This window comes from Variovorax palleresanus (assembly GCF_051144945.1).
Lineage (GTDB): Bacteria > Pseudomonadota > Gammaproteobacteria > Burkholderiales > Burkholderiaceae_C > Variovorax > Variovorax paradoxus_S.
On sequence record NZ_JBJNVP010000002.1, the window covers coordinates 2,996,836 to 3,012,317 of the forward strand.

Here is a 15,482-nt window from a genome sequence, read left to right on the forward strand (position 1 = left end):
CCACGCCCTTCCCGTTAGAGCTTCATGTCTACGAATCGAGCCTGATGGGGGCTGCAAGCCGCTAGGCTTTTCCAGCAGCGCGGCTTGCCTCGAGGTGGGTCTTGGCCCGTTCGGCCAGAGCCATTTCACCCGGCGTGCCGGGCACGAAGGGCTGCACCGGTAGGGGGCGGCCGTGCGAATCGACCGAGACGAAGACGATCAGGCATTCGGTGGTCTTGTCCATGGTGCCGCCCTTCATGTCGCCGCTGCGCACCTCGACCGAGATGTTCATGCTGGTGGTGCCGGTGTAGGCCAGCCGGGCCTCGACCTCGACCAGGTCGCCGATCATGATCGGGTGGTGAAAGCGGATGCTGCCGATGAAGGCCGTCACGCAATAGCGCTTGGCCCAACTGGTGGCGCAGGCGTAGCCCGCTTCGTCGATCCATTTCATGACCGTGCCGCCATGGACCTTGCCGCCGAAGTTGACGGTGCTGGGCTCGGCCAGAAAGCGAAGGGTGATGGAAGACATACGCCGCCTTTTTCGTGGGCTGATGGGTGGGAACCTCAATTATGCGAGCGACCGGCCCCTGGGCGGCTCGCCGCCGGTCGCCATGGCACGCACGTTCAGCCGCCGCCGAACAGTTCCGCCAGGGTGAGCCGGAGCCAGGCGTTGCCGGCGTCGGCATGGAAGCGCTCGTGCCAGTGCTGCTTGACGGCGTAGGCCGGCAGCTCGAAGGGCGGCTCCAGCAGCTTCACCGGTTCCTGCGTGGCCAGCACCTTGCCGAGGATGCTGGGCACGATCACGATGAGTTCGGTATGCGCCACGATGCGCGCCACGCTCAGAAAGCTCGACAGGCTGGTCACCACGTTGCGCTTCAGCCCCAGCCGGGCGATGGTCTTGTCGACGATGGCGTGGCCGGTGCCCGACGAAGCCACCACCGCGTGCGCCTCGGCCTCGAAGCGCTTGCGCGTGAGCCGCTGGCCAATGCGCGGATGGTTGCGCGCTGCCAGGCAGACGAAGTTCTGCATGAAGAGCGTCTGCTGGTAGAAGCCCGCGTCCAGCTGCGGCATGAAGCCCACTGCCAGGTCGACCGCGCCGTCCTCGAGCCGGCGCGCGCTCTCGGTGGAAATGATCTCGGTCTCGATGCGCACCCCCGGCGCCGCATGCCGCAGGTGGCCGAGCAGGCCCGGCAGCAGCACCACCTCGCTGATGTCGGTCATGCAGATGCGAAAGCTGCGTGCCGCGGTGGCGGGGTCGAAGCTGGCGCGCCCGCCCTTGGCCCGGTTCAGCCGGTCGAGGACGTCCTGCATTAGCGGCTGGATCTGCCGCGCGTAGGGCGTCGGCTCCATGCCGCGCGAGGTGCGCACGAACAGCTTGTCGCCGAAATGCGTGCGCAGCCGGGCCAGGGCGGTGCTGGCCACCGACTGCGCAATGCCGAGCCGCCCGGCCGCACTCGACACGTTGGCGGTCTTGTAGACCTCGTCGAACACCCGCAGCCATTCGAGATCGAGCTGGGCCATGAAACAACTCCTTTGCCGCCACCATTATCAAAAAACCAGATCGAGGCTATCGCCTTGTCTCGATTGCGCCAATAGTAGTACCGGTGGAAGATAGCCTTTTCCCGGAGACAACGGCCACGCGAGGGCCGGAACCGCCATGAATCCCACTGCCAAGAAACCTGCCGCCACAGCGCCTGCCAACGCCGCGGAGCGCCGCGGCTATTACGAGCGCATCCGTCCGCTCCACCTCACGCCGCTGTGGGAGTCGCTGCATGCGCTGGTGCCGCGCGAGCCCGCCACGCCCTGCGTGCCGGCGCTCTGGCGCTACGACGAAATCCGGCCGTTGCTGATGGAGTCGGCGGACCTCATCACCGCCGAGGAAGCGGTGCGCCGCGTGCTGGTGCTCGAGAACCCCGCGCTGCCCGGCAATTCGTCGATCACGCAGTCGCTCTACGCCGGCCTGCAGCTCATCATGCCGGGCGAGGTGGCGCCCTCGCACCGCCACGTGCAGTCGGCACTGCGCTTCATCGTCGACGGCAAGGGGGCCTACACCACGGTGGGCGGCGAGCGCACCACCATGTACCCGGGCGACTTCATCATCACGCCGTCGTGGGCCTGGCACGACCACGGCAACGAGGGCGTCGGCGGCACGGTGGAGCCGGTGGTCTGGCTCGACGGGCTCGACATTCCGATGCTGCGTTTCTTCGATGCCGGCTTTGCCGAGAACGACGACGCCAAGGTGCAGCACGTGGCGCGCCCCGAGGGCAACAGCCTCGCGCGCTTCGGACACAACATGGTGCCGGTGCGTCACGACCACGTGTCGGCCACCTCGCCGATCTTCAACTACCCCTATGCCCGCAGCCGCGAGGCGCTGGCCCTGCTGCAGAAGCAGGAAGCGCCCGATGCCTGGCTGGGCCACAAGCTGCGCTACATCAACCCGCTGACCGGCGGCGCGCCGATGCCCACCATCGGCACCCAGCTGCAACTGCTGCCCAAGGGCTTTGCGGGCAAGACGCACCGCGCCACCGACGGCACCGTCTACAGCGTGGTCGAAGGCCGCGGCAGCGCCGACATCGCGGGCCAGCGCTTCGAGTTCGGCCCGCGCGACACCTTCGTCGTGCCCTCCTGGGCGCCGCTGCGCCTCTCGGCATCCGGCGAAGACGTGGTGCTCTTCAGCTTCTCCGACCGTCCCGTGCAGCAGGCCATGGGCATCTTGCGCGAAGCCTTCCTCGACGAGGCCTGAGAGCCGGCCGGACCTCATTTTTTCTTTCTTTCTTCCGTCCTTGTCTTGACCCTGTGCCGCCGCGCGGCAGGAGCCTTCATGTCCTTCGTCTTCACGCCTCCTTCCATCGTCGGCCTGCCCATCGCCGGTTCGAGCGACCTGTTCCCGGTGCGCCGGGTCTACTGCGTGGGCCGCAACTACGCGGCGCATGCGCGCGAGATGGGCTTCGACCCCGACCGCGAGCCGCCGTTCTTCTTCTGCAAGCCCAACGACGACGCCTCCGTGGTGCCCGTGGCCGAAGGTGAAACCGGCGCCATTCCATACCCGCCGCTCACGAGCAACTACCACTACGAAGCCGAGCTGGTGGTGGCCATCGGCAAGGGCGGCAAGGACATCGCGGTGGAGCAGGCGGCCAGCCACATCCACGGCTATGCCGTGGGCCTGGACATGACGCGCCGCGACCTGCAGATGAAGATGCGCGAACAGGGCCGTCCGTGGGAGATCGGCAAGGCCTTCGACTTCTCGGCGCCCATCGCGCCGCTTCGCACCTTTGCCGACGTGGGCGAGATCAATGCCGGCGCCATCACGCTCGAGGTCGACGGCCAGGTGCGCCAGAACAGCGACATCACGCACCTGATCTGGTCCGTCAACGAGGTGATCGCCAATCTCTCGACGCTCTTCACGCTGCAGCCCGGCGACCTGATCTTCACGGGCACGCCCGAAGGCGTGGGCGCGGTGAAGCCGGGCCAGATCCTCAAGGTGAGCATCGACAAGCTCCCCTTGCTCACCGTGCGAATCGACTGATCGAGCATTGCGCAGAGGCCCACCATGAGCACATCTCCCCCGAAGAATCCCCCCACCGTGCTGCTCGTCGGCGGCGGCATCGGCGGCATGGCCGCGGCACTGTCGCTGGCGCGCCTCGGTGTTTCCATCGACCTGCTGGAGCAGAGCGCCACCATCGGCGAGATCGGGGCCGGCCTGCAGCTCGGTCCCAATGCCTTCGCCGCTCTCGACGCGCTGGGCGTGGGCGAGGCGGTGCGCCAGAGTTCGGTCTTCACCGACCGGCTCGTGATGATGGATGCGGTCGATTGCGGCGAGGTGGCCTCGGTGCCCGTGGGCGAGGCCTTTCGCGCGCGCTTCAAAAATCCGTACGCGGTGAGCCACCGCGCCGACCTGCACGGTGCCATCCACGAGGCGGTGAAGCAGCATCCCCTGATCCGCTTCCACACCTCGGCACAGGTCGAGGCCATCGACATCGGCCAAGGCGGAACGCAAGGCGTGGTCGTCACCACGCGCGACGGCCGGCGTTTCAAGGCCGACGCCATCGTGGGTTGCGACGGCGTGAAATCGGTCGTGCGCGCCAGACTCGTCGGCGACGAGGCACGCGCCTCGGGCCATGTGGTGTACCGCGCGGTGGTGCCGGTGGCCGACATGCCGGCCGACCTGCGCTGGAACGCACCCGTGGTCTGGGCCGGTCCCAACTGCCACCTGGTGCACTATCCGTTGCGCCATGGCGAGCAATACAACCTGGTCGTCACCTTCCACAGCCGCGACAAGGAAGAGTGGGGCGTTTCCGAGGGCAGCAGGGAAGAAGTTCTCTCCTACTTCGAGGGCGTGCATGCGCGCCCGCGCCAGTTGCTCGACCGGCCCACGTCGTGGCGCCGCTGGAGCACGGCCGACCGCGATCCGGTGGAGCGCTGGAGCGACGGCCCGGCCACGCTGCTTGGCGATGCGGCCCATCCGATGATGCAGTACCTCGCGCAGGGCGCTTGCATGGCGCTCGAAGACGCGGTGACACTGGGCGCCGCGGTGCAGGCCTGCGATTTCGACATGCCGGCCGCCTTCAAGCTTTACGAGGCCGCGCGCATTCCACGCACCGCCCGCGTGGTGCTTTCGGTGCGCGAGATGGGCCGGCTCTATCACGCCAAGGGCGTGGAGCGGCTGGTGCGCAACAGCCTCTGGGTAGGCCGTACGCCCGAACGCTTCTACGATGCGGTCGAATGGCTCTATGCCTGGCGGCCCGAGCATTGCCTGGACGACGCGCGACCGGGCTGCTCGGCCGCGGTGATTTCAGCGCACTGAATCGCACGGATTTCTTCCACCATCACCATTTGAGGCCACAGGCCCAGGAGACAAAGGACCATGAACAACAACATCTCACGCGCACTGTGGACGGGGCTCATCGCCCTTTCGGCCAGCGGTGCCGCCCTGGCGCAGGCCAGCGACTTTCCGAGCAAGCCGGTAACGCTGGTCACGCCCTTTGCCGCCGGCAGCGGGCCCGACGCGGTGCTGCGGCTGGTGTCCGACAAGCTCTCGCGCCTGTGGAACCAGCGCGTGGTGATCGACAACAAGCCCGGCGGCGGCGGCTTCATCGCCATCGACCAGGCGCGGCGCGCCGCGCCCGATGGCTACACGCTGCTGCAGCTCGACAGCGAACACATCGCCGCGCTGCCGCATCTGTACAAGTCGCGCAACTTCGTGACGCTGCAGCACTTCGACCCCGTGGCCTCGCTGTTTCGCACGCCGTTTTTCGTGGCGGTGTCCAGCGAGTCGAAGTGGAAGAACATGAGCGACCTGATCGCCGACGCCAAGGCCAACCCCGAAGCCATCGTCTACGGCTCGTGGGGCGTGGGCAGCCCGGGCCACCTGGGCGCGCAGCAGCTGGAGGCGCTCACGGGCATCCGCATGCGGCATGCGCCGTACCGCGAGGTGTCGCAGCTGTTCTCGAACGTGGGCACGGGCGACGTGCCGTGGAGCTTTGCCAGCATTCCGTCGAGCCAGGGCATCTACAAGGCCGGCAAGCTGCGCTACCTGGCCATCGCGGCGCCCAAGCGCATTCCGCAGCTGCCCGACGTGCCGACCATGGCGGAAGCCGGTGGCCCGGCCTCGCTCGAGGTGAATTCCTTCGTCTCGCTGCTTGCGCCCAAGGGCGTGCCGGCGGCGGTCAAGGCCAAGATCAACGCCGACGTGGCCAAGGTCATTGCAGACCCCGAAATCCGCGCCCGCTTCGACACCTTCGCGTTCGAGCCGCTGGCCTGGTCGCCCGAGGAGATCGAGCGCAACGCCGAGGCCAAGTCCAAGGTGTACGGCGAACTGGTGCGCCGGGGCAACATCAGCCTCGAGTAGCGGCGCCCATCAGTACCATTACGTTTTTTCACAGTCTTCTTTTTCACCTTCTTCCATGCACGCATCCAAGAGAGCCCTCCTGATCGCCTGCGGCCTGGCAGCCGCCGCCGCGCTGCCGCTGGCGGCCCAGGCGCAGAACAACGCCTGGCCGACCAAGCCGATTCGCCTGCTCGTGGGTTTTCCGGGCGGCTCCACGCCCGACATCGCCGCCCGCACCATCGCCGAGCCGCTGGCCAAGGCGCTGGGCCAGCCGGTCGTGGTGGACAACAAGCCCGGCGCCTCGGGCAACATCGCGGCCGACATGGTGGCCAAGGCCACCGACGACCACACGCTGGGCATCGTCATCAACGGCAATCTCACCTCGTCGAAGATGCTGTACCCGCGGCTGCCCTACGACCCGGCGAAAGATTTCACCTACCTCTCGCTGATTGCCACGGCGCCGCTGGTGCTGGTGGCGCAGAACAACCTGCCTTCGGGCGCGGCCTTCCTCGATGCGGCACGCAAGGGCGGCGACAAGTGGAACTACGGTTCGGTGGGCGTGGGCTCGGTCGGGCACCTGGGCATGGAGCTGCTCAAGAGCCGCGTGGCCGGTTTCAATCCTGAGCACGTGCCCTACCAGGGCAATCCTCAGGTCGTGACCGCGATGCTCGGCGACCAGGTGCAGATGGCCCTCATTCCCCCGGGCGTGGCCATGCCGCAGGTGCGCGCCGGCAAGCTCAAGGCCATCGGCCTCACGGGCGGCCGCAGCGCGCTGGTGCCCGAGCTGCCGCCGCTGGCCGACGCCGGCGTGCGCGACTTCTCGCTCGAAGTGTGGGTGGCGCTGCTCGGCCCCGCCAACCTCTCGAAGACGGCGCAGGCCCGCATCAGCCGCGAACTCGAAGTGATCATGAAGCAGCCCGAAGTGCGCCAGAAGCTCTTCGAGCAGGGCTGGCAGGCGGTGGGCACCTCGCCCGACGGCATGCGCCTGCGCGTCAAGGAAGAAGCGGCAATCATGAGCAAGATCATCGCGACCCGCGGCATCAAGATCCAGTGATGACAGCCGTCCAGCACAGCAAGACCCTGACCGAGCCGGCGCGCGAGCTGCCGGTGTTCGGCGAATACGACGTGGTGGTGGTCGGCGGCGGGCCCGCCGGCATTGCCGCGGCCGTCAGCGCGGCGCGCCACGGTGCCAGCACGCTGCTGGTGGAGCGCTACGGCTTTCTCGGCGGGATGGGCACCGCGGGCGGCGTGACCAACTTCGCGGGCCTGTACGGCAAGCGCGACGGCCAGATGACGCAGCTGGTGCGCGGCGTGACCGACGACCTGCTGGCGCGCATCGACGCGCTGGGTGGCCTCAACAAGCCGCAGGACGGCATGCAGGGCCGCATCCGCGTGCGCTCCTACGACACCTCGGCCTACAAGATCGCGGCGGACCAGTTGCTGCTCGATGCCGGCGTGCACCTGCTGTTCCACGCCTGGGCGGCGGCGGTGATTCGCGACGGCGACCGCATTGCGGCGCTGGTGGTCGAGACCAAGTCGGGCCGGCAGGCGATTCGCGCCAATGCCTTTGTCGATGCCAGCGGCGACGCCGACGTGGCGGCCTTTGCAGGCGTGCCTTTCGAAGTGGGCGACGGCCATGGCAGCGGCCTCTTCCCGACCACGATGTTTCGCGTCGGCCAGGTGGATGCGCAGCCGGCGCTCGCGGCCGTGGGCGAATTCAAGGCCATCAACGATCTGATGGAGCGGGTACAGGCGCAAAAGCCCGGCGCCTACAAGTTCCCGCGCGAAGGCGCGATCCTGCGGCCCAACATCGACCCACGCGAATGGCGTGCCAACGTCACGCAGATCCGCAACGCGGCCGGCCGTGCGATGAACGGCGTCGATGCGCGCGAGCTCACCGAGGGCGAGCTCGAAGGCCGGCGCCAGATTGCCGAATACTTCAAGTTCATGAAGGCCGAGGTGCCGGGCTTCGCCGAGTCGGCCATCGTGGAGATCGCGCCGCAGGTCGGCATTCGCGAAACGCGCCGCATCGAGGGCCTGTACGCACTCACGGGCGAAGACATACTGTCGTCGGCCAGCTTCGACGACAGCATCGGCATCAACGCCTGGCCGATGGAAATGCATGCCGACGGCCGCATCGAATGGGCCTTTCCGCGCGACGACAACCGCACCTACAACCAGCTGCCCTGGCGCATGCTGGTGCCGCGCCGGATCGACAACCTGCTGGTGGCCGGCCGCTGCGCCGCCATGACGCATGAAGGCCAGTCGGCCGCGCGCGCGAGCGGCGGCTGCTTTGTCATGGGGCAGGCAGCGGGTACGGCAGCGGCTTCGCTGGGCGACAGCTCGAAGTTCGCGGACGTCGACATGCCTGCGCTGCAAAAGAAGCTGGTCGCCGACGGCGCCGATCTCGATCGCTGATCCTGCGGCGTGGTGTTGACCGCCCCGCGACAGCCCGCGGGCCCGGCCTTTGCTATGGTTGAGGGTTGCTTCCTCTGCGTTGAACGCGCCTCTCCCGATGACCACCGATCCCGCCACCGCCGCCCGCCTTGTCGACGAACTCGTCGCGCTCATGCAGCTCGAACCCCTTGGGGGCGACAAGTTCCTGGCCCAGAGCGAAGACATCGGCACGCCCGCCGTGTTCGGCGGCCAGGTGCTCGGCCAGTCGCTCGCGGCCGCAAGCCTCACGGTCGGCGCCGACCGGCCGGTGCATTCCATGCACGCCTACTTCCTGCTGCCGGGCGAGCATGCGCCGATCGAATACAGCGTGGACCGCGTGCGCGACGGCCGCAGCTTCACCACGCGGCACGTGGTGGCGCGCCAGCAGGAGCGCATCATCTTCGAGATGTCGGCCTCCTTCCAGACGGTGGACGACGGCGTCGAGCACCAGTCCGCCATGCCCACCGTCGTGGGCCCCGAGGGGCTGGTGAGCGAACTCGACCAGCGCCTTGCGCTCGGCGACCGCCTGCCCGAGCGCTGGCGCATCAAGGGCCTGGAGCCGCACGGCATCGAATACCGCCGCGTCGAGGCCGACGACCTGCTGACGCCGGAGGTGCGCCCGTCCGAAAGCGCCATCTGGATGCGCGCCATTGCGCCGCTGCCCGACGACCCGGTCGTGCACCGTGCGCTGCTGGCCTACGCTTCCGACCACGGGCTGCTGCGCGCCGCGATGCTGCCGCACGGCCTGAGCTTCATGAGCGGCCAGGTGCGTCCCGCGAGCCTCGACCACGCGATGTGGTTCCACCGCGATTTCCGCATGGACGATTGGCTGCTCTACGTGCTCGACTCGCCAAGCGCGAGCGGTGCACGCGGCCTGTGCCGCGGCAGCCTGTTCACGCGCGACGGGCGGCTGGTGGCCTCCACGGCGCAAGAAGGCATGCTGCGCGTGAAGCGCTGAAAACAATTCAAGGACCTGCATCGACATGAAGATCTTCTACTCGCCGGCTTCCCCCTTCGTGCGCAAATGCATGGTCGTGGCCCACGAACTGGGCATTGCCGACCGCATCGAAAAACTGCCGAGCGCCGCCGGTCCGGTGAAGCGCGATGCCACCATTCTTCCGAAGAACCCGCTCGGCCAGGTGCCGACCTTTCTGTGCGATGACGGGCAGGCACTGTTCGACAGCCGCGTGATCTGCGAGTACCTCAACGCCACGCAGTCGGGTGCGTTGTTCCCGGCGGAAGGCGCCGAGCGCTGGGCGCGCCTGACGGAACTCGCGCTGGCCGACGGCATGACCGCCGCTGCATTGCTCGCGCGCTATGAAACGATGCTGCGCCCGGAGGCGCTACGCTGGAACGAATGGACCGAGGGGCAACTCGCCAAGGTGCGTACCGGTGTCGAATGGCTCGAAACGGCCGCGCCTTCGTTTGGCGACCGCGTCGACATCGGCACCATCGCCTTCGGCTGTGCGCTGGGGTACATGGACTTCCGTTTTCCTTCGGTCGACTGGCGAGCCCAGGCGCTGAACACGGCGAAGTGGTTCGATGCGTTCAACCGGCGTGCTTCGATGCAGGCGACTTTGCCTGCGGTCTAGAGTTCTAGAGTTCTTCAGGGCGCGCTCCCGCCGACGGGTGCCTTGCTCCTCGAATGTCCCCCCGCCTTCAGCGCATGTCCAGCGCGTCGCGACCGCCGTGGCCGCGCTGATGAAGGCGGTCGAGCGGCTGCGCAAAGTGGATGCCATCGGGCTCAACCAGGCCAGCCGCGACCTGATCCTGCGGCTGGACGCCGCGCCGGTGTAAGGCGTGGGTTTTAGGTGATTTTCCCCATGAGCCGGGTGGTGCCTTGGACCTAGCCTTTCCGGTTCCCGTCGGATGTCCGATGGACCGGAAAGGCTCTCATGAAAATTCCCGCTCCGGTGCTGACGAACATGCGCCGCACCGTCCAGTCCTACGAAGACTCCGCGCGCGAATACGACGCGATCGTGGCGGACCACCCGCCGCCCGAGATCGAGGACGCGCTGCGCCGGATGATGGCGCTCGTCCCCGCCGGCGGCACCGTGCTCGAGATCGGTTCCGGCACGGGGCGGGACGCCGACTTCGTCGAGTCCCTGGGCGGGATCGTCAGGCGCACCGATGCGACGCAGGCCTTTCTCCATCTGCAGGCGGAGCGCGGCAAGAAGGGCGAGCTGCTCAACGTCGTGACGGATGCGCTGGGCGGGCCCTACAGCGCCATCCTCGCGATGGCCGTGCTGATCCATGTCGATCGCGCGCAGGTCGCGCCGGTCCTGCGCAAGGTGTTTGACGCCCTCGAGCCCGGCGGCGTCTTCCTCGTGGCCATGCGCATCGGCGAAGGTGAGACGAATGGCGACTACCAGACCGTGTACTGGGCGAAAGACCGGTTTGCCGAAGAGCTCGCAGCGGCCGGCCTGCGCACGGAATGGGACAGGCAGTGGATCGGCCGCGAGAACGTGACGTGGGTCAGCTTCCTCGCGTGCCGTCCACGGGAGCGCGTGCAGACCTACACGCCCAGGTAGCGCGTCCACAGCGAACGGTCGGCGTCCAGCGCGGCCGAGTCGCCCTGCCACACCACGCGCCCTCGTTCGAGGATCACGTGACGGTCGGCCAGCGGCAGCAGGCGCTGCACGTACTTGTCGACCACCAGGATCGCTTCGCCCTCGGCCTTGAGCGTGGCAATGCAATGCCAGATCTCTTCGCGGATCACCGGGGCCAGGCCTTCGGTGGCTTCGTCGAGGATCAGAAGGCGCGGATGCGTCGACAGCGCGCGCGCAATCGCCAGCATCTGCTGCTCGCCGCCCGACAGCTGGTTGCCCGCATTGGCCTTGCGTTCGGCAAGGCGCGGAAACAGGCCGTACAGCGCCTCGATCGTCCAGCGTGGCGCGCTGCCCGGGCGTGGCCGTGCAAAGGCGCGCAGGTGCTCGTCCACGCTGAGGTTCGGGAACACATGCCGGCCTTCGGGCACGATGGCGACGCCGCGCCGCGCGATGGCGTCGGGCTTGTGGCCGCCGATGGCGTCGCCGCCGAAATGCACGCTGCCGCGCATCGGCGCGAGCATGCCGGTCAGCACCTTCAGCAGCGTGCTCTTGCCCATGCCGTTGCGGCCGAGCAGCGCAAGCACTTCGCCGGGCCGGATATGAAGGTCGATGCCGAACAGAACCTGGCTGGCGCCGTAGCCGGCCTCGATGGATTTCGCATCGAGCAATGTGATGGTCGTTGCGTTCATGCGTGCCCTTCTGCTTCCGTTCCGAGATAGACCGCCTGCACGTCGGGATGCCCGCGCACTTCGTCGGCCGTGCCGCTCATCAGCACGCGGCCCTGCACCAGCACCGTGAGCCGGTCGGCGAGGCGGAACACTGCGTCCATGTCGTGCTCGATCAGCAGGATGGCCATCGATTCGCGCAGCGATTCGATCAGCTCGACCATGCGCGCGGATTCGTCGGGGCCCATGCCGGCCATCGGCTCGTCGAGCAGCAGCAGCTTGGGTTCGGCCGCGAGCGCCAGCGCCACGTCGAGCGCGCGCTGTGCGCCGTGCGGCAAGGTGCCCGCGATGCGGTGGCGTTCGCCGCCCAGCCCCACGCGGTCGGCCAGCGCCATCGCGCGTTCGACCAGGCCGCGTTCGGTCGCGCGCGGTGCCATGAAGCGCAGGCTGCTGCCCGCATGGGCCTGCGCCGCAAGCATGAGGTTGTCGTGCACGGTTTCCTTGGCGAAGACGCGCGTCACCTGGAAGCAGCGCGACATGCCGGCTGCCACGCGCTGGTGGTCCTTGAGGCCGGTGATGTCCTTCTCGTCGAGCAGGATGCGCCCGGCGTCGGCCTTGAGCAGCCCGGTGATCAGGTTCACCAGCGTGGTCTTGCCCGCGCCGTTCGGCCCGATGAGCGCATGCACTTCGCCTCGCTCCACCGTGAGGTTCACATGGTCGGTCGCGAGCAAGCCGCCGAAGCGCTTGACCAACCCTTCGATTCTGAAAAGGCTCATGTTGTTGCCTTGCTCCCTCGCCCCTGTGGGGAGAGGGTTGGGGTGAGGGGCAAGCGGCGTCGATAGAGAGCAGCAAGCCCCTTCGGTGCCCACAACGCGACAGCAATCAGCAACAGGCCGAGCGGCATGTGCCAATGCTCCGTGTGCTGCTTCAGGAACTCTTCGAGCACGAGCCACACGACGGCGCCCACAGGCCCGCCCCAGCTGCGCCCGAGCCCGCCGATGACGACCATCACCAGCAGCGTGGCCGACTGCGTCCAGTGCATCGTCGCCGGGCTCACGAAGCCATTGCCACCCGCGAGCAGCGCGCCCGCCAGCCCTGCGATGGCGCCGGCAATCGCAAAGGCCACCAGCTGCAGCCTGAACACCGGATAGCCCAGCGCCCGCATGCGCGTCTCGTTGTCGCGGATGCCCATCAGCGCATGGCCGAAGCGCGATTGCGTCGCGCGGTGCAGCCACCAGAGCGCAAGCGCGACCAGCGCCAGCACCACCCAGTAGAAGTTCGACTCGTTGCCCAGGTCCAGCCCGGGAAGCAGCGTGGGCCGGCTCATCAGCGTGTAGCCGTCGTCGCCGCCATAGCGGCGCAGCGACACCACCACGAAGTACAGCATCTGCGCGAAGGCCAGCGTGGTCATGATGAAGTAGACGCCGCGCGTGCGCAGCGCCACCGTGCCGATCAGCGCCGCGACGAGGCCGGCGACGAGCGCGGCCGCCGGCCACATCACCCAGGCCGACACCACGCCCGCGTCGCTGAGCGCCACCACCGTGTAGGCGCCCATGCCGATGAAGCCCGCATGCCCGAGCGCGACCATGCCGCCGAAGCCGAGGATGAAGTTGAGGCTGGCGGCGGCCAGTGCCACCACGAGCACGCGCCGCACGAAGCCGATGTAGAACTCGAGCCCGAACACGGGCGCGACCAGCGGAAAGGCCGCGAGCAGCAGCAGGAGCAGCCCGAGACCGATATAGCGAGAGGAAGACTTCATGCGCGTGCCGAGAACAGCCCTGAAGGCCGGAAGATCAGAACAATCACCATCAGCGCGTACATCGCAACTTCGGCGAACAGCGGCCCCAGGTCGGCGGCCGTGGCGGGCGGCAGCGTGGCGCGCAGCAGCATCGGCACGAAGGCGCGCCCGATGGTGTCGACCACGCCCACCAGCAGTGCGGCCACGAAGGCGCCGCGCACCGAACCGATGCCGCCGATCACCAGCACCACCAGCGCGGGGATCAAGATGGCCTCGCCCATGCCGACCTGCACCGCGACGATCGGCCCCATGAGCGCGCCGGCCAGCGCGGCCAGCGCCGCACCGAGCAGGAACACGCCGTTGAAGATGCGGCCCACGCGCACGCCCATCAGCTCGGCCATCGGCCGGTCGGAGGCGCCCGCGCGCACTCGCATGCCGATGCGCGTGTGGTTGACCAGCAGGTACAGAGCGAGCGCCACCAGCATTCCGCCGACCAGGATGACCAGCCGGTACGCCGGGTACGGCAGGCCGTCCATCAGGTTCACCGGCCCCGAAAGCGCTGCGGGTGTCGGCGCCATCACGGGCGAGGGTCCCCAGGCCATCGTCACGATGTCGTCCGCCACCAGGATCACGCCGAAAGTGGCGAGCACCTGCGCCAGATGGTCGCGTGTGTAGAGGCGGCGCATCAGCAGCACTTCGAGCAGCAGCGCCACCACTACCGTGACGGCGACCGCAATCACGATGGCCGCCGTGAACGAGCCGGTGCGCGTGTGCGCCTCGGCCGCCACGTAGGCGCCCGACATGAAGAGCGAGCCATGCGCGAGGTTCAGCACGTCCATGATGCCGAACACCAGCGTGAGCCCCGCCGCCAGCAGGAACAGCATCAACCCATAGCCGAGGCCATTGAGCAGCTGCTCGAGAACGAGGATGCCGCTCACTTGAGGGGGCACTTGTCGGCGTAGCTGTCCCCGTAGTTGGTCAGTACGGTGTTGATCAGCTTGTTCGTGACCTTGCCCTGCGCGTCCTTGCCGATCACGCGCAGGTAGAAGTTCTCGACCGGATAGTGGTTGTTCGCGTACTTGAAGTTGCCGCGCGTCGAGGCGTAGTTGGCCTTCTTCAGTGCGGCCACCACGGCTTCGCGGTTCTGCGCGTTGCCGCCGGCCTGCTTCACGGCGGCATCCATCGCAAGGAGCGCGTCATAGGCCTGCGCCGCATACACCGACGGATAGCGGCCGTTGTATTCCTTGCGGAACGCGGCCACGAAAGCCTTGTTGGCCGCGTTGTCCAGGTCGTGCGCCCAGTGCGAGGTGTTGAACAAACCGAGCATCGGCTCGCCCACGGCACCGATCACGTCCTCGTCGGCCGAGAAGCCGCTGGTCACCAGCGTGATGTCTTTCGACAAGCCTGCGCCCACGAACTGCTTGATGAAGTTGATGCCCATCGCGCCGGGCAGGAAGAAGTAGATCGAGTCGGGCTTGGCCGCGCGCAGCTGCGCGAGTTCGGCGGCGTAGTCGATCTGGCCGAGCTTGGTGTAGAGCTCGTCGGCCACCTGGCCCTTGAACTGGCGCTTGAAGCCGCCGAGCGCGTCCTTGCCGGCGGGATAGTTGGGCGCAATGAGCACCGTCTTCTTGAAGCCGCGGTCTTGTGCGAACTTGCCGGCGGCCTCGTGGAACTGGTCGTTCTGGTAGGCGGTGCCGAAGAAGTACGCATTGCATTGGGCACCTGCGAACTGGCTCGGGCCGGCATTGGCCGAGAGGTACGGCACCTTGGCGTTGAACAGCGTCGGGCCCACGGCCAGCGCCACGTTGGAGCCGATGGGGCCGCTGAAGATGTCGATCTTGTCGCGCTGGATCATGCGGTCGACCAGCTGCTTGGCCTGGTCGGGGCTGCCGGCCATGTCGGCCTGCACGAACTCGACGTCCTGTCCACCGAGCTTGCCGCCCAGCTGCTTGATGCCGAGCGCAAAACCGTCGCGCGCCTCGGCGCCCAAGGCCGCGAACGGGCCCGAGATGTCGAGCGCCAGGCCCACTTTGACGGAAGCGGCCATGGCGGATGCCCCGCCACCAAGGGCTGCGCCACAGAGCAGCAGCGAAAGCAGGGTGCGCGGCAGCGCGGACGACTTCGGGGACGGATGGCTCATGGATTCTCCGGGCAAAGAAAGGGTGAAACGACGCCCCGGTGCCGCGCCATGCAGCACCGAAGACATCAAACCGTTGATAGCTAAATACTTTAACCATAAACAATTTGGTGTCAACGGTGCTAGCACGAATGGTGCCAATGCCTCGTGT

15 protein-coding genes and 1 pseudogene are annotated in these 15,482 nt (G+C 67.7%); 9 read left to right on the plus strand and 7 right to left on the minus strand.

What is annotated here, in order from left to right; genetic code table 11:
• Nucleotides 1–61: 61 nt before the first annotated feature.
• Both ACJ7Z0_RS18050 and ACJ7Z0_RS18055 read right to left on the minus strand, forming a co-directional pair.
• Nucleotides 62–508 (minus strand): acyl-CoA thioesterase, encoded by a 447-nt coding sequence (locus ACJ7Z0_RS18050; protein ID WP_093021435.1) that lies wholly within the window; start codon nucleotides 506–508, stop codon nucleotides 62–64.
• A gap of 95 nt (nucleotides 509–603) precedes the next feature.
• Nucleotides 604–1,500 carry a LysR family transcriptional regulator gene (locus ACJ7Z0_RS18055; RefSeq protein WP_434790931.1) on the minus strand — a complete coding sequence of 299 codons (897 nt, stop codon included), beginning with the start codon at nucleotides 1,498–1,500 and terminating at the stop codon, nucleotides 604–606.
• Between the two features lie 136 nt (nucleotides 1,501–1,636).
• Here ACJ7Z0_RS18055 and gtdA point away from each other — a divergent pair, with 136 nt between their 5' ends.
• The 9 genes from gtdA to ACJ7Z0_RS18100 all read left to right on the plus strand — a co-directional run bounded on the left by gtdA (nucleotide 1,637) and on the right by ACJ7Z0_RS18100 (nucleotide 10,773).
• Nucleotides 1,637–2,722 (plus strand): gentisate 1,2-dioxygenase, encoded by a 1,086-nt coding sequence (gene gtdA, locus ACJ7Z0_RS18060; RefSeq protein ID WP_434790932.1) that lies wholly within the window; start codon nucleotides 1,637–1,639, stop codon nucleotides 2,720–2,722.
• A 78-nt stretch (nucleotides 2,723–2,800) separates the two neighbouring features.
• Entirely contained in the window at nucleotides 2,801–3,505 is a 705-nt protein-coding gene (locus ACJ7Z0_RS18065) for a fumarylacetoacetate hydrolase family protein (RefSeq protein ID WP_434790933.1), read from the plus strand.
• 24 nt (nucleotides 3,506–3,529) lie between these two features.
• Nucleotides 3,530–4,783 (plus strand): 3-hydroxybenzoate 6-monooxygenase, encoded by a 1,254-nt coding sequence (locus ACJ7Z0_RS18070; RefSeq protein WP_434790934.1) that lies wholly within the window; start codon nucleotides 3,530–3,532, stop codon nucleotides 4,781–4,783.
• A 60-nt stretch (nucleotides 4,784–4,843) separates the two neighbouring features.
• A complete protein-coding gene (locus ACJ7Z0_RS18075; RefSeq protein WP_434790935.1) occupies nucleotides 4,844–5,827 on the plus strand; it encodes a Bug family tripartite tricarboxylate transporter substrate binding protein in 984 nt (327 codons plus the stop codon).
• A gap of 55 nt (nucleotides 5,828–5,882) precedes the next feature.
• On the plus strand, nucleotides 5,883–6,860 hold the full coding sequence (locus tag ACJ7Z0_RS18080; protein ID WP_431125601.1) for a Bug family tripartite tricarboxylate transporter substrate binding protein: 978 nt from the start codon (nucleotides 5,883–5,885) through the stop codon (nucleotides 6,858–6,860).
• Nucleotides 6,860–8,224, plus strand: a complete 1,365-nt coding sequence (locus ACJ7Z0_RS18085) for an FAD-dependent oxidoreductase (protein ID WP_434790936.1) — start codon at nucleotides 6,860–6,862, stop codon at nucleotides 8,222–8,224. Before ACJ7Z0_RS18080 ends, ACJ7Z0_RS18085 begins: the two co-directional genes overlap by 1 nt.
• A gap of 97 nt (nucleotides 8,225–8,321) precedes the next feature.
• Nucleotides 8,322–9,200, plus strand: coding sequence for an acyl-CoA thioesterase (locus ACJ7Z0_RS18090; protein WP_434790937.1), 879 nt, complete (start codon nucleotides 8,322–8,324; stop codon nucleotides 9,198–9,200).
• Nucleotides 9,201–9,225: 25 nt separating this feature from the next.
• Complete coding sequence (locus tag ACJ7Z0_RS18095; RefSeq protein WP_434790938.1) at nucleotides 9,226–9,834, plus strand: glutathione S-transferase; 609 nt, start codon at nucleotides 9,226–9,228, stop codon at nucleotides 9,832–9,834.
• Nucleotides 9,835–10,137: 303 nt separating this feature from the next.
• Nucleotides 10,138–10,773 (plus strand): class I SAM-dependent DNA methyltransferase, encoded by a 636-nt coding sequence (locus ACJ7Z0_RS18100; RefSeq protein WP_434790939.1) that lies wholly within the window; start codon nucleotides 10,138–10,140, stop codon nucleotides 10,771–10,773.
• Here ACJ7Z0_RS18100 and ACJ7Z0_RS18105 read toward each other — a convergent pair.
• The 5 genes and pseudogenes from ACJ7Z0_RS18105 to ACJ7Z0_RS18125 all read right to left on the minus strand — a co-directional run.
• Nucleotides 10,758–11,396, minus strand: a pseudogene (locus ACJ7Z0_RS18105) (ABC transporter ATP-binding protein); the annotation flags it as partial. The gene ACJ7Z0_RS18100 and the pseudogene ACJ7Z0_RS18105 overlap by 16 nt on opposite strands.
• Nucleotides 11,397–11,476: 80 nt before the next feature.
• A complete protein-coding gene (locus tag ACJ7Z0_RS18110) occupies nucleotides 11,477–12,232 on the minus strand; it encodes an ABC transporter ATP-binding protein (RefSeq protein ID WP_434790940.1) in 756 nt (251 codons plus the stop codon).
• Entirely contained in the window at nucleotides 12,229–13,215 is a 987-nt protein-coding gene (locus ACJ7Z0_RS18115) for a branched-chain amino acid ABC transporter permease (RefSeq protein WP_434790941.1), read from the minus strand. The genes ACJ7Z0_RS18110 and ACJ7Z0_RS18115 overlap by 4 nt, the downstream gene beginning before the upstream one ends.
• Nucleotides 13,212–14,132: a branched-chain amino acid ABC transporter permease gene (locus ACJ7Z0_RS18120; protein ID WP_434790942.1), complete on the minus strand. Its 921-nt coding sequence runs from the start codon at nucleotides 14,130–14,132 to the stop codon at nucleotides 13,212–13,214. Before ACJ7Z0_RS18120 ends, ACJ7Z0_RS18115 begins: the two co-directional genes overlap by 4 nt.
• Nucleotides 14,129–15,334, minus strand: coding sequence for an ABC transporter substrate-binding protein (locus tag ACJ7Z0_RS18125; protein ID WP_434790943.1), 1,206 nt, complete (start codon nucleotides 15,332–15,334; stop codon nucleotides 14,129–14,131). The genes ACJ7Z0_RS18120 and ACJ7Z0_RS18125 overlap by 4 nt, the downstream gene beginning before the upstream one ends.
• Nucleotides 15,335–15,482 lie beyond the last annotated feature (148 nt).